Origin of the sequence: Anaeromassilibacillus sp. Marseille-P3371, assembly GCF_900169665.1 — a bacterium.
Taxonomy (GTDB): Bacteria; Bacillota; Clostridia; order Oscillospirales; family Acutalibacteraceae; genus Anaeromassilibacillus.
Genome location: NZ_LT835157.1, coordinates 1,554,860 through 1,571,886, shown reverse-complemented (window position 1 = coordinate 1,571,886; position 17,027 = coordinate 1,554,860). Strand labels below are relative to the sequence as shown.

Annotated in this window: 16 protein-coding genes and 1 riboswitch; of the genes, 1 reads left to right on the top strand and 15 read right to left on the bottom strand. The window is 50.5% G+C overall.

The annotated features are described in order from the left end of the window. Positions 1–8: 8 nt before the first annotated feature. From B9Y59_RS05955 to B9Y59_RS05905, 11 genes are all read right to left on the bottom strand, one after another. Positions 9–776, bottom strand: a complete 768-nt coding sequence (locus tag B9Y59_RS05955) for an adenosylcobinamide-GDP ribazoletransferase (protein WP_085532357.1) — start codon at positions 774–776, stop codon at positions 9–11. After that, positions 767–1,300: a bifunctional adenosylcobinamide kinase/adenosylcobinamide-phosphate guanylyltransferase gene (locus B9Y59_RS05950; RefSeq protein ID WP_085532355.1), complete on the bottom strand. Its 534-nt coding sequence runs from the start codon at positions 1,298–1,300 to the stop codon at positions 767–769. Before B9Y59_RS05950 ends, B9Y59_RS05955 begins: the two co-directional genes overlap by 10 nt. Before the next feature lie 13 nt (positions 1,301–1,313). Next, a complete protein-coding gene (gene cobT, locus B9Y59_RS05945; RefSeq protein ID WP_085532353.1) occupies positions 1,314–2,372 on the bottom strand; it encodes a nicotinate-nucleotide--dimethylbenzimidazole phosphoribosyltransferase in 1,059 nt (352 codons plus the stop codon). A 5-nt stretch (positions 2,373–2,377) separates the two neighbouring features. Beyond that, complete coding sequence (locus B9Y59_RS05940) at positions 2,378–3,748, bottom strand: cobyrinic acid a,c-diamide synthase CobB (RefSeq protein WP_085532351.1); 1,371 nt, start codon at positions 3,746–3,748, stop codon at positions 2,378–2,380. Further along, positions 3,745–4,950, bottom strand: a complete 1,206-nt coding sequence (gene cbiT, locus B9Y59_RS05935; protein WP_085532349.1) for a precorrin-6Y C5,15-methyltransferase (decarboxylating) subunit CbiT — start codon at positions 4,948–4,950, stop codon at positions 3,745–3,747. The genes B9Y59_RS05940 and cbiT overlap by 4 nt, the downstream gene beginning before the upstream one ends. 12 nt (positions 4,951–4,962) lie before the next feature. After that, on the bottom strand, positions 4,963–5,727 hold the full coding sequence (gene cobK / locus B9Y59_RS05930) for a precorrin-6A reductase (RefSeq protein ID WP_085532347.1): 765 nt from the start codon (positions 5,725–5,727) through the stop codon (positions 4,963–4,965). 12 nt (positions 5,728–5,739) lie between these two features. After that, entirely contained in the window at positions 5,740–6,468 is a 729-nt protein-coding gene (gene cobJ, locus B9Y59_RS05925; RefSeq protein WP_085532345.1) for a precorrin-3B C(17)-methyltransferase, read from the bottom strand. A gap of 34 nt (positions 6,469–6,502) precedes the next feature. After that, positions 6,503–7,528 (bottom strand): cobalt-precorrin 5A hydrolase, encoded by a 1,026-nt coding sequence (locus B9Y59_RS05920; protein WP_158088956.1) that lies wholly within the window; start codon positions 7,526–7,528, stop codon positions 6,503–6,505. Continuing rightward, a complete protein-coding gene (gene cobM, locus B9Y59_RS05915) occupies positions 7,518–8,297 on the bottom strand; it encodes a precorrin-4 C(11)-methyltransferase (RefSeq protein WP_085532341.1) in 780 nt (259 codons plus the stop codon). The genes B9Y59_RS05920 and cobM overlap by 11 nt, the downstream gene beginning before the upstream one ends. Further along, positions 8,294–9,436 carry a cobalt-precorrin-5B (C(1))-methyltransferase CbiD gene (cbiD, locus tag B9Y59_RS05910; protein WP_085532339.1) on the bottom strand — a complete coding sequence of 381 codons (1,143 nt, stop codon included), beginning with the start codon at positions 9,434–9,436 and terminating at the stop codon, positions 8,294–8,296. The genes cobM and cbiD overlap by 4 nt, the downstream gene beginning before the upstream one ends. Positions 9,437–9,575: 139 nt before the next feature. Further along, positions 9,576–9,761: riboswitch (cobalamin riboswitch) on the bottom strand. Next, entirely contained in the window at positions 9,762–10,604 is an 843-nt protein-coding gene (locus tag B9Y59_RS05905; protein WP_158088955.1) for a mechanosensitive ion channel family protein, read from the bottom strand. It lies immediately after the preceding riboswitch. A 282-nt stretch (positions 10,605–10,886) separates the two neighbouring features. Here B9Y59_RS05905 and B9Y59_RS05900 point away from each other — a divergent pair, with 282 nt between their 5' ends. After that, positions 10,887–11,528 (top strand): type I phosphoribosyltransferase, encoded by a 642-nt coding sequence (locus B9Y59_RS05900; protein ID WP_054323061.1) that lies wholly within the window; start codon positions 10,887–10,889, stop codon positions 11,526–11,528. 287 nt (positions 11,529–11,815) lie between these two features. Here B9Y59_RS05900 and B9Y59_RS05895 read toward each other — a convergent pair whose 3' ends face one another. The 4 genes from B9Y59_RS05895 to B9Y59_RS05880 form a co-directional block, all read right to left on the bottom strand. Next, a complete protein-coding gene (locus B9Y59_RS05895) occupies positions 11,816–12,235 on the bottom strand; it encodes a DUF3842 family protein (protein ID WP_085532336.1) in 420 nt (139 codons plus the stop codon). A 20-nt stretch (positions 12,236–12,255) separates the two neighbouring features. Beyond that, complete coding sequence (locus tag B9Y59_RS05890; protein WP_085532334.1) at positions 12,256–13,740, bottom strand: DUF1846 domain-containing protein; 1,485 nt, start codon at positions 13,738–13,740, stop codon at positions 12,256–12,258. Positions 13,741–13,841: 101 nt separating this feature from the next. Further along, positions 13,842–16,181: an ATP-dependent DNA helicase gene (locus tag B9Y59_RS05885; protein ID WP_085532332.1), complete on the bottom strand. Its 2,340-nt coding sequence runs from the start codon at positions 16,179–16,181 to the stop codon at positions 13,842–13,844. A gap of 155 nt (positions 16,182–16,336) precedes the next feature. Continuing rightward, positions 16,337–17,011 (bottom strand): HD domain-containing protein, encoded by a 675-nt coding sequence (locus B9Y59_RS05880; RefSeq protein ID WP_054323064.1) that lies wholly within the window; start codon positions 17,009–17,011, stop codon positions 16,337–16,339. Positions 17,012–17,027 lie beyond the last annotated feature (16 nt).

The following is a 17,027-nucleotide window of genomic DNA, read 5'->3' as shown; positions in this document are numbered from 1 at the left end:
GCATCCTTTCAAATCCATTTTTGTACAAGTACTACCGCTGCCAGCTCGACTAGCTCGCATAGTTGCAAAAACCATCCCGCCAAATCCCCGGTTATTCCTCCGAATTCCTTGCGGGAAACATGGTAATAGAAGCCAAACATTCCCAGAGACGTTCCAAGGACCGCACCTCCCACAACGGGTTGAAGCAGAAGCATCAGCCCCCCGAACAGAACCAGGTATCCCATCAAAATCCATGCAGTCCGCTGTTTTGCCGCCGCATTGGAAAACATCGCCAACAATCCACTGGTTTTGGCACAAGGGAATTGTACAACGGAAAGGCCGCTCAATGCCCTGGACCATACAAAACCTAACGCCAACAGGCACAGGGTCGTTCTATCCGGTTTCCATTCCGTCCACAAACAAAAGGTGATAAGGAAAAAAAGGCAACAACCGATCACTGCAAAAGCGCCGCAATTGGAATCCTTCAAAATCTCCAATTTGCGTTCCATCGATTGACGGGACCCCAATGCATCCAAAGTATCACAAAATCCGTCCAAATGGATTCCCCCCGTCAACAAGACGGGGAGAACGGTCATTCCGCCGGCAAAAAGGCCAGCCCCAATTCGCAGATAGCCTGCCAGCCAGCCCCATCCACAAAGCACTAGACCGATCACCAAGCCAACCAGAGGGAAGAAACACATCACATAACGCATATCCTCTTTTTTCCATTCGGTTCTTGGCATAGGAATGCGCGAATACATGGAAAAAGCAATCAGGCAAGAATGTATTAAACGCATGAAGCGCCCCTCCCTTTCTGCACAATTGGAATCCCACAGACGACTTCGACCACACGATCTGCCCTGTTGGCTAACGCCTCATTTAGGCAGCCCAATTGCGCGAGGTAGCCCTGCGTGGAAGAATCATATTGGATTCCATCGGAAAAAATCGCATTCGAGACTACAATGACGTCCGCCGCGGTCGTAAAAAGCCGGTCCATCCCCCGTAGGATAGAGGCCTCGGCATGTTCCCCTGCTCCCTCTGGGCAATAGCACTCATTTGCCAAAAGGTTTGAAAGACATTCCAACAGCACAGCCGCCCCCGTTGGAACAACCAGCTTTTCCAACGCTAGAGGGCATTCCACTGTAAAAAATCCCTTGCCCCTGCGAAGGGCGCGATGCCGTTTCACTCGCGCCCGGCTTTCCGCGTCCTGCGCCAACATAGTTGCGACATAGAGGCGCGGAACTCCGGGGGACTGCATCGCCAATTCCTCCGCATAGGCAGACTTTCCGCTCGCCGCTCCTCCGATAATCAAAGTAACCACCGAATCCCCCTCCTCAGTGCAGCGGCCGGTAGGGTTCTATGGAAATTTGTTCAAATGTCCGCATGCTGCCGTAAACCGCACAGGCCATATCCAGAAGTGGTAACGCCGCCACTGCGCCGGTTCCCTCCCCTAAGGTCATGTCCGCCGTCAAAAAGGGTTTCAGCTCCAACTCCTGAAGAATCCAATGGGCAGCCGGTTCCCCGGACACGTGACTGGCCACCATGTACTCCCTTGCTGCTGGACAGATGCGAGCAGCGAGTAAAGCCGCAGAGGCTGAAATAAAGCCATCGATCAGCACGGGCATTTGCACTGCGGCTGCCCCCAAAAATGTTCCGGCCATCCCGGCCAGATCCAGCCCGCCTACCTTTTGCAAAACATCGAGGGCATCCATTGGGTCCGGCGAATTCCTCGCGATGGCGCGGCGAATGGCCTCTCGTTTGCGCTCCAAACCGGCTGATGAAAGGCCCGCGCCACGACCGGCAACCTTTTCCGGGGGCAAACCAAGCAGGACCGAGGCCACAGCACTGCTGGTAGTTGTGTTGCCGATTCCCATCTCCCCTGTCGCAAGGATTCGATAACCCTGTTGTTTCAAATTCTGCGCCAGTTCGATACCAACCTCCAAGGCCCGTACCGCTTCTTCCTTAGTCATTGCCGGACCTTTTGTCATATTCTTCGTTCCATAGGCAATTTTTCGCCGGATGATTCGTTCTCCTGAAACTTCCCTCGCAACACCAATATCCACGGGGAAAACCTCTGCATGAGCGACCCTCGCCATCTTACAAACACTGGTATCCCCTTTGGAGAGGTTTTCCGTCACAACTGCGGTCACCTCCTGCCCCGTCTGTGTGACCCCCTCCTCTACAACACCGTTGTCTGCACAGAATACAACCAATGCACGGCGGCTGAGATCCACCTCTACCGTACGGGTCATCCCCGCAATCCGTGCAATCGCCTCTTCCAGCAAGCCCAATCCGCGCAACGGTTTGGCAATACAATCCCACCGTTGCCAGGCACGTTCCTCCGTTGCCCGGTCTGCGGGATGGATTTGGCAAATGGTTTCTTCCAAGGTCATCCGTTTTATACCCCCTCAAATTGCGCGCACTTCTCCAGAAAATGCTGCGCCCAACGTGGATTCGATGCAAAATGGAAATGGGGGAACCCCGCAAACAGGGATTCCGATACATGGATACAAGGCCAGGTCTTTCCTGTGGAAGGCTTCTCCGCCAAGCAGCCATCCCCATTGTCCGTACTGGTCCAATAGTGGAATTCATGGACAGGAAGCTTCTCTCCGGCCCGACAAAGAAGATTATCCCTTTGCGCGGTCAACGTCGCGTAACCGAACCGCTGTAACTTCTCGGTCCGTATCCCATCCGCCAAAATGGTCCCCACCATCCGGCGAGGGGTTCCATAGGAATCCTCCAAGGTCCGATGCAGGTAGAGAAAGCCCCCACATTCTGCAATACAGGGCATTCCCTTCTGTATGGAGGTATACAAATTTTCTCTTATCGAATGGTTCTTCTCCAGGTCCTCGCCATAGAGTTCTGGATAACCGCCGCCCAACAGGACACCGTTACACCCTGCGGGGAGCATGGAATCCACCAGTGGACTGAAATAACAAAGTTCTGCCCCCAGATGCTCCAACAAACGCAAGGAATCTGCATAATAAAAACAAAAGGCACGATCACGCGCCACTGCAATGCGCGGACGGCAGAAATCCCCCCTATCAGGCGGCGTATAAGGCTCCTCTTGTAGCGGTTCGGCCCGTTCTGCAAGAGACTGAATACCATCCAAATCAATCGTACATTCCGCCTGGTCAGCCAAAAGGTCCAGCTTTGTCTGAAGTTGGAGTACTTCTTCTGCTGTTATCAAACCCAAATGGCGGCTTTCTAAGGAAACCGCCTCTAGTTTCGGCAAATACCCAAGGGATCGAATTCCAAATTCCTGTTCCACCCGTTCATGAAGCGCGGGATACTGGCTGGGAGATAAACGATTCCAAAGAACTCCGGCTATCCGGCTATCTGAGCGATATGTAAGAAATCCCTTGATCTGGGCCAGCAACGATTGTGCTGCTCCACGCCCATCCAACACCAAGACAGCCGGCGAGTGAGTTGCACAGGCCAAATCGTAACTTCCGGCCCGTTCCGTAAGACCAATTCCATCGTAGTATCCCATGACCCCTTCCATCAGGGCCAAATCCGCCCCCTGTGCGTCTTCCATCAATAGCCGGCGGACCGTTCTTTGTCCCAACAAAAAAAGGTCCAGATTGTAGGATGGTATCCCAAGGACCTCTCGATGAAACATCGGATCAATATAATCCGGGCCACATTTAAAAGCGGAAAGCTTCCTCCCACGCCGGTGCAGCGCACGCAAAATCGCGCAAGCCACCGTCGTTTTTCCCGCACCGCTGGATGGTGCAGCCAGCAGAACCCGCGGCAAAGAAACCGTCATATCCCCGCCCCCTGTCCGCTGAGAATGTAGACTGGGTTTTGCCCCAACATCATATGAACCTTTCCTGCGCGCTTTGCTCGGGAAACCGCTATCTGTGAAATCATGACATCCACAAAACCGAGTGTGTTCAGGGCCTGTGTCGCCGCTGCAACCGTTTCCAACGTAATTGCATTGATTACTACCCGCACATATGGATTCTTTTGCAGGGCCAATTGTAGAATCTCCTCTACCATTCCACCGCTGCCGCCAAGGAACACACTGTCCGGTGCAGGCAGATCTTGTAGCACCCCTGGCGCTGTGCCGCGGACAATCCGCATATTGGATAGGCCAAATTTTTCGCGATTCTGTTCGATTAACCGGCAAGCATCTTCGTCACGCTCCACCGCATAAACCGCCCCACAGGGCGCTTGCAACGCCATCTCCACGGATACCGACCCGGTTCCTGCCCCGACGTCCCAAGCGGTACTCCCCCGATTCAGCCCCAAGCGAGAAAGCGAAACACATCGTACTTCCGATTTTGTCATCGGCGTATTTCCCCGAATAAAACAATCATCGGGCAATCCGAAACCGCCCGGACACAATGGTGCAGGATTTTGAATCAAAAGTGCACTTAGAGGTGCAAACGACCGATTTGCAAATTCGAGGGCAGACCCGGTGGAGATCCGCTCATCGGGGTAAGATAAATACTCTCCCACCGAGACGGTTACATGCCCCAAGCCTTCTCTGCGGAGTTCTTTACATAGATCTTGAACGGAAACCATCCCGGTCAACGCAAAGACCTTTTCATGGGTCCTCACTTCTCCCGGCAAGTTACACGCCTGTCCATGCGCGCTCACTAGACACGCATCTTCCCAAGGGATATGCAACTTGGCGCAAAGATACGCCACCGTGCTGATACCACAGCACTCCCGCACTTCCACGTGCTGAAAAAGGCTGCGCAGTTTCTTGGCGCCGCTATAAAAGCCGACATCCCCGGAGAGTACCACGCCTACACATAGAAACTCCGGATGAGCCTCTACAAAAGCAGCTATTTTTTCCGGAACGGTTGCCGCCCACTTTTCACAGGTGAGATCTGGAAAGGCATCCAACATACGCTGCGCGCCAATCAGACAATCACAGCTTTTTAGAACGTTCCAGGCGCCGATGGTCAAGGTGTCCCGGTTTCCCATTCCGATGCCCACCAGCCAGATTGTCTTTGCCATGTCAGTCCCTCCCTAAGACAAATGAAATCTTACGCACAACTTTTTCCAAAGTTCCATATAAGAGTCGCCGGACACTTGTGGAGGGCGGCCAATCACCACGGTACGCACGTCCGCCTTCTGTGCTGCACGGAGCTTTTCCCAAAAACCGCCCGCTTTACCAGATTCCTTTGTCACTAAGATCTGAATCTGAAATTGGTGAAACAAAGCAAGGTTCAGTTCCTCGGAAAACGGTCCCTGCATGCAGATCAAATGCCCCGGCGCAAAACCGAGCGAATTTCCCTTGCAGATTGCCTCCTCTGTTGGAAGCATCCGCACAAACAGCCGGTCTTGATAATGCGGAACATTCACAAACGCAGAAAGCTCTTTTGACCCCGTAGTCAGTAAAACATTCCCCGGCAATTCCGCGAGCGCCTCGGCCGCCTCTTGTGCGGTTGCAACATAGAAGCAGTCCCCCTGCCATTTTGGTGTGGCTTCCTCCCGCAGTAGACGAAAATAATCCGTACCGGTCTCCTGGCAAGCGGCGAGAATGTTTTCTGTAGCCAAAACAGCATACGGGTGCGTTGCATCCACGACACAATCGACGGGATGCATACGTAAAAACGAAACCATCTCCTCTCGATCCATCCGGCCCTGGAGAACCGAGGCATGTGCATGGTTTAAAAGCAATTCTCCATACGCGGTTGCCACACTGACAAAAAGGGAAACGCCACACGCAGAAAGACGTTCGGCCAGCTGTCTGCCCTCGCTCGTTCCTGCAAACAGCAAAATCTGCGCCATCACTTTGCCTCCTTACTGGTGTATATATCCACGCGGCGTCACTAGACGTCCATTGATAACACGCGTCTGGGAGTTTCCAATAAATACTGTGGTGAACATATCCGCCTGATAATCCCGGAGTTCCTCCAACGTCATCACGGTCCAGGATTCCCCTTCGCGGCCAATCGAACGGACCACTCCCACGGGCGTCTCTGCCGGACGGAATTGCCGGACAATCGCACAGGCCCTGCAGAGATAGTCTGCACGCTTTTTACTGGAAGGATTATATAGGCAGAGCACAAAGTCCGCTTCCGCTGCACAGGCCAATCGCTTTTCGATCGAAGCCCAAGGGGTTAAAAGATCGCTCAGACTCACGACCGCAAAGTCGTGGGAAAGAGGGGCGCCCAGAAGCGCTGCCCCACTGCATGCAGCGGTCACGCCCGGCACTACCTCGATGTCCAGCTGAGGAAACCTCTGTGCAGCCTCGAGCGCAGGGCTGGCCATCCCATAAACGCCCGCATCTCCGCTACAAATTAGAGCAACCGTCCGGCCTTCAAGCGCATATTTTACCGCCATCTCGCAGCGCTCCACTTCCCCACGCATTGAAGTGGTTAAGAACGTTTTATCCGGAAAAAAGGGCCGAACCAAATCGACATAAGCCGTATATCCCACAATTACCTCACTGCAATCCAAGGCCGTTTGCGCCCGTTGCGTCATCTGCGCCGCTTCCCCCGGTCCGATTCCAACAATATAGAGCTTCATATCTGTCCCCTCTTTCTGTGTCCTCTCTATTTCTTCAAAACCGAACGACCAGTGGGGCCGCTGCCACCGCGACTGTTACCCCGGAGAATGCAGTCTTTCGCACCAACAGAGTTCCTCCGCTGGCCAGCACGGCTGCTCGTTCGCATACATTGCCGACGCCGACTGTATTCTGTACGAACGCCGAGCTTGTGAAGGCTCCTTTGACCTGCAAAAGTTGTTCTGCCGTAAAGAAACGGCTGAAAAGTCTATTTGCTTTACAGTACTCAAAAATCCCGATTTCATCCCCTTTTTTGTCGATCGAAGCAACATTTCGTACACTTTCCATGTAAAGGGATTTACCTTGCACAGAATAACGGACCGCCTTTTCAATAGTCTCTCTCGAAGTCCCTCTTTTACATCCAATTCCCAGGGTAAGGATTCGCGGTAGCAGCCAACAGGTCTGTTCAAAATTTGCTTCATAGGAGAGTGCGATACGAATTCCCACAGCTCCTTTGCTCTTTTTTACCACTCCTGCGGGCAATTCTCCTTCTAAGGGAAAATCGCAATAAAACCCAACTGGATCTCCGTTGAGAATCGCCGCTGAAACAGCTTTCGCCGCTTCCGGGCGCATTACGCAAAAATCCTGCTTGGCCGCCCATGTATCCACCGCAAATACACCATTCCGGTCAGTCGCGGTTGTTACCACAGCTTGCGCTCCGACGGCAAAAGCAATTTTTTCTGCCAGGGAATTGGCTCCTCCTATATGGCCGGATACCAACGGCACAGCAAACCGGTTGCAATCATCGATCGCAACAACTGCCGGATCGTGAAACTTGCTCTTTAAATAGGGAGCGATACTTCGGACCGCTATACCACAGGCCCCAATAAAGATGAGCGCATCCGCTTTTTCAAAAGCGGATGCGGTCCACTCGGCAAGGGAATCCAACGGATCGACATCTTTCTTCACATATTTTAAAGGTGCACTGAGACGGCATAAATTTCCTTCTTGCTGCAAAAAGGAAATCAAGCGGAGCCCCAATTGAACGCCATTGGAAGTAAAAGCCACACATTCAATCCGCATTGGAAGGACCCTTCTTTTGGGCAGTACGGTATCCGTGGGAAAAATCCGGTGCGTACAGCTTTGAGCGTTCATAAGCCTTTCCGAGGAAGTTGCCAATTAGAATCAAAGCTGTCTTTGTGATTCCATTTTTTGCAGCCATCTCCGGAAGTATCCCCACTGTCCCGTGAACCACCTTCTCATCCGGCCATGTTGCTTTATAGACAATTGCTGCAGGGGTTTCCTCAGAATATCCACCTTCCAAAAGCTGAGTGCGCAGGGCTTCCAGATAGGAGGTGCTGAGAAATACAACCATTGTCGCTCCATGTGAAGCAAAGCTGGAGATGGACTCCTTCTCCGGAACCGGAGTTCTCCCCGCCATGCGTGTAATCACAACGGACTGCGATACCCCAGGAAGCGTATACTCTGCCTGCAAAGCTGCTGCTGCACCACAAAATGAGCTAACCCCCGGCACTACTTCATAGGACACCCCAGCGGAATCCAAAGCATCCATCTGTTCCCGTATAGCACCGTACAAACAAGGATCACCGGTATGCAGCCGTACGACGTTTTTTCCTGCGCGCTCTGCAGTGATGAGCACCTGCAATACCTCTTCCAAGGTCATACGAGCACTGTCATAAATCTCACAGTCCGGCTTTGTGTAGGTCGTGAGAATATTCGGATTGACCAGAGAACCAGCATAAACGACGGTATCCGCTTCTCCCAAAAGGCGGGCGCCGCGCACAGTAATCAAATCCACCGCACCGGACCCTGCCCCTACGATATGAATCATTCGACCCTCTTCTCTCCTTTCAAACGTCCCAACAGTATGGACGCATCGGTAGTCCGTCCTAACAGACCATATACATTGGAAAATAACACCGCCCCAACCATCAGCTTTCGATGGACCCGGGCATTCATGTGAAATTGAATTTTCTCCATCAAACCGTCCATGACAGACTGTAACAGGGAGGCATCCTTTAATAAATCAAATGCCTCATCCGTTGTGACACACTCCATCAGACGGTTCGCCAAATTGCGGGAAGCGCCGCAAAGAGCCGCATGTGCAGTCAGGATCTCCATCCGGGCATCTGCATAGCGTGAGTGGGTATTCATCACGCCTCCAGCCAATTTAACCAGTTTTCCCGCATGTCCAACCAACAAAAGGCCTTCAAATTGGAATTCCACGGCCATATCCAACAGCTCTCCGATATAATTGCTACAGATCACCGTACGGCAGGAAAGCTGCATGCGCTCTCGGAGAAACGTTTCTCCATAATTTCCCGGAACAGCTACAACGACCTGTACCCCGGAAGCACGAAGCTGGCACAACTCTGTGCGGATTGTTTCGATCAAAGCGCGCTCGCTCATCGGTTCCACAATCCCTGTGGTCCCCAATATAGAGATTCCTCCCACAATTCCCAATCTTGGATTAAACGTCCTCTCTGCAATGGGTTTACCCTCTGGAACCGACAGGATCACATGCCAGCCGCCACTATAGCCATATGCCATACTGACTTCCTGTAAGCTACTGGCGATCATGTTGCGCGGTCCAGGATTGATGGCAGCCTCTCCAACGGCACAGGCAAGGCCCGGCCGCGTCACACGGCCAATACCTTCCCCACCTTCAATAACAATCCCCTCTGCTAACTGGGAAACCTCTGCAAACACCAAAATGCCGTCGGTCACATCGGGATCGTCGCCGCTGTCTTTTTGAACTGCACAGGAGACGGATGCCTCCGAACGCTGTGTACGGCATATGGGCAATAAGAGCCGAATCCCTTTTGGCGTACAGAGCTCCACTTCGTTTACCCATTTGTTTGTAAGAATCATTTGTGCGGCAGCCTTTGCCGCTGCCGCTGCGCAACTGCCCGTGGTATACCCACACCGCAAGCGTTTTTGATCCTGGTAAACGTATTCTTCCAGCTTCATAAAAGCCTCCCGCGATATAAAAAACGCCATTCAGTAACTCGCATTACCGAATGGCGTGAATGGCGGAATAACAGGCCCAGAAGAAGCTTCTGCGCCCGCCTCGGGTTCCTTCAGCCACGCGCGCTCCAGTACCGTGGAGTCGCATGAAGGACGATAGGCAGGTATTCTGGCTCATACGTCTGCGCAACACTCCCCCTTCCCAGTTTCCCAGTGGTATTTTGGAATGTGCTCGGTATTCACAGCAACGGACTTGCGCGGGAATCACACCCGCTTCCCTTTTTCAGCCCCCTTTACGCAAAGGAGCACCTATATCCTGTGCTTTATTTTAAACAGATTTCTGTAGTTTGTCAACCGGCCGGTCTACATGCACATCCATCTGCGGAAATGGAATATGAATACCGGCACGGTCAAAAGCAAGCTTAACTTCCTCCTGCATCTGATAATACAGTGGCCAGTAATCATCGGTCTTGCACCATACGCGCACCAGCATCTGAATACAGCTATCTTTATGTTCTTCTACAGCGACCAATGGTTCCGGAGCCTTTTCTACCAGCGGATTTTTTTCGACCAGTTCTCCCAGGACCGCCTTTACTTTTGCAAGGTCATCGTTATAACTAATCGAGTAGTGCAAATCCAGGCGGCGCGTTTTCATCGCCGTATAATTTGTAATGGTACTGACCGTAACTTTGGAATTTGGAATGACAATTTCTTTATTATCAAAGGTCCGAAGGGTGGTAAACATGATTTCAATCCGTTCCACAACGCCCTCTACATTGTCCAGTAGTAAATAATCTCCAACCGTAAAAGGCTTTGTAAAAATGATCTGCGCACCGCTGGCAACGTTCGCCATATTTTCTTTAAGTGCAAGTCCTACGGTCACACCTGCCGCACCGATGGCAGCTATGATGGACCCGACTTCCACTCCCAGTTGCGCCAAGGCGGTGATACTGATGATGATTTTTATCGCCGCATTTGCCAAAGAACAAATAAACGTGATAATACCAACCTCTGTTCGAACGCGCAGCATTGCGCGCTTCATCAGGCGGATGATCACATTGCTCAGCCACCATCCAACTACAAAGATCAGTATCGCGCCAACGACATTTGGCAATATTCCTTCAAGCCAAACAAGGAATTTTTCCCACAATAATTCAAACGAAAGTTCCACTGTGCACCTCCAAGATAGCATTTCATCCATTGTTTACTAATATAACGAAAAATCAGGATCGATACAAGGCGTTGCGGAAAAATTGTTACGGAAATTTGTATGTTCTGTATATATTTTTCAAATATATTGCGTTTTTTATAAATAAATGGTATAGTATAGATAAATCCACAGCAATTCGTATTTGTAACACATCCAAACAACGCAAATGAACAGCCTGCATTGGCCGGCTTTCGGATGGCTGCGGCTTGAAATTGATTCCAGCAATGGAGAATGGAGGCAATTATGGAAAGCAGAGCGATTAAAATCAAATCCCCCAAAAATAGTAAGATCTCGATTAAAGTAATCCCAGGGCATTTTGCCACAAATCACTCGCACATCAACTATTATATCGATATGACCAGCATTAAACACCGCCACGCAATGGCCTATGAGGCTGCAGCAACTATGGCGATGAAATATGAGAATAATACCATGATCGATACCATTGTCTGTATGGATGGTTGCGAGGTCATCGCCGCTTTCCTGGCACATTACCTCTCTAAATCCGGCATTATGTCCATGAATGACAAAAGCGACATCAGCATCATCACTCCGGAGTTCAATACCAACGGACAGATGATCTTCCGCGACAATATTCAGCAGATGATCTGGCAGAAGAACATCCTGCTTTTGGTGGCATCGGCAACTACCGGCAAAACCATCAATCGCTCTTTGGAGTGTATCAAATATTACGGGGGCAATGTCGTTGGCATTTCCGCTATCTTTAGCGCGATCACCGAGATGGGTGGCGTACACATTGACACGATTTTTACGCCTGAGGATGTGCCGAACTATCAGACATACTCGTTTAAAGATTGTCCGGACTGTCAACAAAAGCGCAAGATCGACGCCATTGTCAACAGCTACGGTTATTCCAAGATTTAACGGATTCAATGGGTCGATGTTCATGGGAATGAATTCAATATGTAAGAAAACCCGCTGGCATGCCAGCGGGTTTTTATTCGTTAAGCTCTCCGGCAGCACGAGTGGGAAGCGCCACATAAAAAGCTTTCGTATCAAGAGAAGCAAACTGCTAACAACAATCTTTCGATGATCGGAGGTTCCGTTAAAACGATGATTGCCTGTTTACAACTGTGATGCAATCGAAATCGAGTTCTGTGCGTCTTGCGATGCGGTAGTAGGCCCCTATAGGGCTTCTTCAGCCTCTGGGATTAACCGGCGGGGGTTGACTGATAAGAACGAATCACCGCTACTGCATCTTCAATGTATCGGGATAATGCCTTTTCAACGACTCCTGCCACATGCACCCGACATTGTTCCACAGGAATCAGCACCTTCTGCGCTGGGCTAGCTGAAACCGCCGCCGCCATTGCCGGGGTGATCTCTCCCCACATCGCATTCGCTACCAGAATGCCAATGGGTCCCGCAACCACATCGGCTGTACGTACATTGTACTGCACCGCATTTTCCCCTGTAGCGCCGACATTCGCCCCCGCCTTAAGCATAGCAGAGGTTGCAATAGAGTTCGCACCAACTGCAACAATCTGTGTCTCCGGCAACTCTGCACGAAGGCGCTCTACCAGGTTCTTCCCGATTCCACCGCCCTGTCCATCAATCACAACAATCTGCATAACCTTCCTCTTCTCTGTGATTATTTATGATAGAGCTTTTTGGTTTGATATTTTGGCTCACAGGTCAGATTTACACCGAGTTTCCGGAATGTTGTCTCATCGACCTGGGAAAGGATGACCGACGAATGCGCCTCACATCCACGCAGCTTCGGCAACTGACGGAGAGCCAACTCCGCGGCCGGATTCGTAGCCGCACAGATGGAAAGCGCAACTAAGATTTCATCCGTATGAAGGCGAGGATTTTGGTTACCCAAATGTCTCGTTTTTAAATTCTGGATAGGCTCAATCACAATGGGAGAAATTAGCGGCATCGCGTGGCTGAGCCCCCCTAGGTGTTTAAGCGCATTCAACAAAACTGCGGCAGAAGCGCCCAACAGGGAGGAGGTCTTTCCCGTGATAATCTCCCCATTCTCCAGTTCGATTGCCGCAGCAGGCATGCCGGTTTGTTCCGCACGCTCCAACGCAGGGCGCACTACCCGACGATCCTCCACAGTGACCCCCGCCTGATTCATTACAAGTTCCAGTTTGTAAACCACATCCTCAGAGAGACGGCCTTGCCTCTGATCGCACATAGCGTGATAGTAACGGCGGATGATCTCCTGCTTGGATGCTTCCCGACAAACTTCATCGTCAATGATGCAATTCCCAACCATATTGACGCCCATATCCGTCGGCGACTTGTAAGGGCTGCTCCCGGCAATCTTTTCTAAGATCGCATTTAAAACCGGAAACACTTCCACATCTCGGTTATAATTGACCGTTGTCTGACCGTATGCCTCCAAATGGAATGGATCGATCATGTTGACATCATTGAGATCTGCTGTTGCCGCCTCGTACGCCAAATTCACCGGATGTTTCAGCGGAAGATTCCAAATGGGAAATGTCTCGAACTTTGCATATCCAGCTTTGATTCCATGTTTATATTCATGGTAAAGCTGAGAAAGGCAGGTGGCCATTTTACCGCTGCCCGGCCCCGGCGCAGTCACAACCACCAGCGGACGTGTGGTTTCCACATACTCATTTTTTCCAAAGCCTTCATCGCTGACTATGTAAGCGATATTTGAAGGATACCCTTCAATCGGATAATGCAAATACACCTTTACTCCCAGCTTTTCCAGGTGGTTTTTAAATGCATCTGCCACAGCCTGCCCCGCGTATTGCGCGATCACCACGCTGCCCACATACAAGCCAATATCCCGAAATGCATCGATGAGGCGCAGTACATCTGCATCATAAGTGATTCCGATGTCTCCACGCATTTTGCTTTTTTCAATATCTGCTGCATTGATGACAATAATGATTTCCACCTGATCGGAAAGATGCAAAAGCATTTTCATCTTACTGTCCGGCTGAAAACCAGGAAGTACACGCGAAGCGTGAAAGTCATCAAACAATTTCCCTCCCATTTCCAGGTACAGCTTGTTATCAAACATAGAAATGCGCTCCGAAATGTGCTGCGATTGTGTCTGCAAATACTTGTCGTTGTCAAACCCTACTGCTTTCATGTTCTACCTCTTTCATCATTTCCCTTTAAAACCACAATAACAGTAATATTATAGTAAAAGCAGGGAGAGATTGCAACTTTCTGTAGGAAGATTCTCAAATTTTAACTCTGCCAGAATGTGGTTACAACCTGTTCCAATTCTTTTACCGATCGGACCGTACGGGCGTGTTGCCAGTGCAGTGGGAACAGTTCGCGGTAGGATGCAGTTGAAAAACGGCTGTCGATCAGCAGAACTATCCCGCGGTCCTGTTCACTGCGGATGACACGGCCGGCTGCCTGTAGGACTTTATTCATCCCCGGATATTGATAGGCAAAGGGAAATCCTGCACCATTTATCCGGTCATAGTAAGTGCGCAAGATTTCTTGCTCTGCGTTTACTTGGGGCAACCCCACCCCGACAATTGCCGTACCAATCAACCGCTCTCCGCGCAGGTCTATTCCTTCCGCATAAATTCCGCCCAATACACAGAACCCCAGCAAAGTTTGCGGGCGGGCCACATCAAACTGCTCCAAGAATTCTCCCCTTGCCTCCTCAGTCATTCCAGAAGTCTGGAGCAAGGTGTCTACCTGCGGATAAAGCTCCCGAAAAACGCGGTAAACCTCATTCATATAGGAATAGGAGGGAAAATAGGCCAAATAATTTCCCCTTTTCCCATGCAACAGGGCCTTTAATAATTCTGCTACAGGTCGTAGACTTCGCTCCCGATCCCGGTACTTGGTACTGACCCAATCTGCAACAAAAAGGCCTAGATTGGCGGAATCAAAAGGTGAGGGTAGCGCATACTTTTTTGTCGCCTCGTTGCCGCCCAAGACGGCAGTAAAATAGTCCAAAGGGGAAAGCGTCGCAGAGAACAGGATGGACGAACGCCCACGTTGCATCGCTTTGTCCAACAAAAGGGATGGATCTAAGCAGAGAAGTTTGACAACCACTTCCCGTCGGTTTACAGTCACATAGGTGACAAAATGGTCATCATAGAGATCTGCAATCCGTAGAAAAAACCGTATATCAAAATAAAGTTGCAAAAGTTGCGGGTCTATCCGGACCGAACGGTGTTCCTCCGCCCACTCCTCCCAACAACCAACAAATCCATTTAGGGCATGCAAAAGCTCCTGAGGCAATTCCGTCTGCGTATAAGTTGATTGTTCTCCACAAGTCTTTCTTAAAGCGAGTATCTCTGCATTTACCGAACTGAGTGCTCGGTACAGCCTGCGCTGTTCTTTACCGATCGTCTTTCTTCCTTGTAAAACTGCCGTTTTATACAGAGTTGCAGAATACATTGCACGTGCACGGTCCACCAGGTTATGTGCTTCATCCACTAAAAAAACGTATTCCCCAGGGGATTCTCCAAAGAAACGTTTTAGATATACCACCGGATCAAACAGATAGTTGTAATCGCCGACAATCGCGTCGCACCAAAGAGCCGCATCCAAGGAGAGCTCAAAGGGACAGACGCAGTATTTTTTTGCGCAGTCCTCTACTGCTTGTCTGGACACCGCTTCGACATCATGGACCAATTCGTACAATGCTTGTTTGATGCGATCATAGTATCCAGCCGCGTAGGGGCATGCGTCCGGATTGCAATTTCGCTCTTCCAAAAAGCAAATGGAATCCTTTGCCGTCAAGGTGATGGTTTTGAGATGCAGGCCCTTTTCACGCATTTGGCAGAACGCATCTTCGGCCGCTTTCCGAGTGACAGTCTTCGCTGTCAGATAAAAGATACGCTCGGCTTTTCCCTCCCCCATCGCTTTCACCGCTGGAAATAATGTTGAAATCGTTTTGCCAATCCCTGTGGGAGCTTGACAAAAAAGCCGTCCCTTTGCCACAATGGTGCGATAAACCGCAGCCGCCAGCTTTCGTTGGCCAGAGCGGTATTCAGCAAAAGGGAACGGCATTGCACGAATGGTTGCATCGCGTATCCGTCCCCAATCCCTCTGAATCACCGCCCATTTCTCATATTGATCCAACAAATGTAGGTAAAACGTTTCCAACTCTTCAGCGGTATATAGCCGCCGGAACCGGCGAATTTCTTCTGTATCCACCTGAAAGTAGGTAAGTTGAACCGAAATTTGTGTTATCCCTTGCTGCTTGCAATAAAAATGAGCATAGCACATGGCTTGGCCCCAATGGGCATGGTTAAAGTCCTCGGTGAGCATGGAGAACGGCGCCGCCGTTGTTTTAATCTCATCTATGGTCACCCCTCCAGCACTTGTAATAACCCCATCCGCACGTCCTTCCACCCGGTAAAGAAAGTCATTGCGTTCCATCTGCTGGGACAAAAAGACCTCTGCCTGATAGGACTCTCCACCCTCTTTTTGCAAGCGGCGATGGATGCGAGCCCCTTCGCTGGCGCGGTCAACTCCACCAAAGCGGTTATCCAGGCTTCCGCTCTGCAACAAAAACTCCGCCAATTTCTTGACCGATATGCGGATTTCATAGGGCATTGTTTCTTCCCTCCTTCCTCCCGCGCAACAAGGATACCCCCGTTTTTTAGAAACTCAAATATTTTTCCAGACAGAAAGAGGACGCCCCTTTCCTATGAATCGAAAAATTCGTAGTTTTGGGACACCCTCTCCAGAATTTAACAAGAATGCGTTCTTTATAGCAAGCGTGTATCGTTAATCATCAGTTCAAACTGTAGATCCAAGAATTGTGCCGCTTTTCGGCAGAGCACCATACGTGTCAGGAAAATTTCGAAGTACTCCATCACGGGGCAGATGGTTGTATCAATGACAATATTCAATACCACCGTACGATTTTCCAGATGGATTTCAAGTTCAGATCTCTCTACCGCATAATTGACGCGGTCATGTATGTCCGCAGCTACGGTCTCTTTGTCACGTACACGCGAACGCCGTACATCGCTTTTATCTGAGAGAATCAGCGCTGCCGCAATAGGATTCACCGCGGAGGCCGTCCCCTCATCGTGATTGCCGATTGCAGCCACTACCAAGGCGATCTCCGCTGGATGCATCTGCATTTTGTTTAAAATAGTAAACGCCATCAAGGCGCCGCTCTGTGCGTGATCGGAACGATTGACCACATTGCCGATGTCGTGCATATAACCGGCAATCGCCGCCAATTCACAGGTTCGGTCATCGTAACCAAGGCTTTGCAAGATTTGCCTCGCTACATCGGAACTGCGCTTTGCATGGGCCAAACCATGCTCTGTAAAGCCAATGACACCGAGATTCTGGTTTCCATTTTGGATATAAGCGTTGACTTCTTCACTTTTCCAAATTTCTTCAAAGGTTACTATCCGATAGGGTTCCATCAAAAGCCTCCCTTTG

Coding starts and splice junctions, on each gene's coding strand:
- B9Y59_RS05940 (WP_085532351.1), bottom strand. CDS start 3,748: ATGACGGTTTCTTTGCCGCGGGTTCTGCTGGCTGCACCATCCAGCGGT.
- cobJ (WP_085532345.1), bottom strand. CDS start 6,468: ATGAAGCTCTATATTGTTGGAATCGGACCGGGGGAAGCGGCGCAGATG.
- cobT (WP_085532353.1), bottom strand. CDS start 2,372: ATGACCTTGGAAGAAACCATTTGCCAAATCCATCCCGCAGACCGGGCA.
- cobM (WP_085532341.1), bottom strand. CDS start 8,297: ATGATTCATATCGTAGGGGCAGGGTCCGGTGCGGTGGATTTGATTACT.
- B9Y59_RS05895 (WP_085532336.1), bottom strand. CDS start 12,235: ATGCAGATTGTTGTGATTGATGGACAGGGCGGTGGAATCGGGAAGAAC.
- B9Y59_RS05900 (WP_054323061.1), top strand. CDS start 10,887: ATGGAAAGCAGAGCGATTAAAATCAAATCCCCCAAAAATAGTAAGATC.
- B9Y59_RS05955 (WP_085532357.1), bottom strand. CDS start 776: ATGCGTTTAATACATTCTTGCCTGATTGCTTTTTCCATGTATTCGCGC.
- cbiD (WP_085532339.1), bottom strand. CDS start 9,436: ATGAAGCTGGAAGAATACGTTTACCAGGATCAAAAACGCTTGCGGTGT.
- cbiT (WP_085532349.1), bottom strand. CDS start 4,950: ATGGCAAAGACAATCTGGCTGGTGGGCATCGGAATGGGAAACCGGGAC.
- B9Y59_RS05885 (WP_085532332.1), bottom strand. CDS start 16,181: ATGCCCTATGAAATCCGCATATCGGTCAAGAAATTGGCGGAGTTTTTG.
- B9Y59_RS05920 (WP_158088956.1), bottom strand. CDS start 7,528: ATGCGGATTGAATGTGTGGCTTTTACTTCCAATGGCGTTCAATTGGGG.
- B9Y59_RS05890 (WP_085532334.1), bottom strand. CDS start 13,740: ATGAAAGCAGTAGGGTTTGACAACGACAAGTATTTGCAGACACAATCG.
- cobK (WP_085532347.1), bottom strand. CDS start 5,727: ATGGCGCAGATTTTGCTGTTTGCAGGAACGAGCGAGGGCAGACAGCTG.
- B9Y59_RS05880 (WP_054323064.1), bottom strand. CDS start 17,011: ATGGAACCCTATCGGATAGTAACCTTTGAAGAAATTTGGAAAAGTGAA.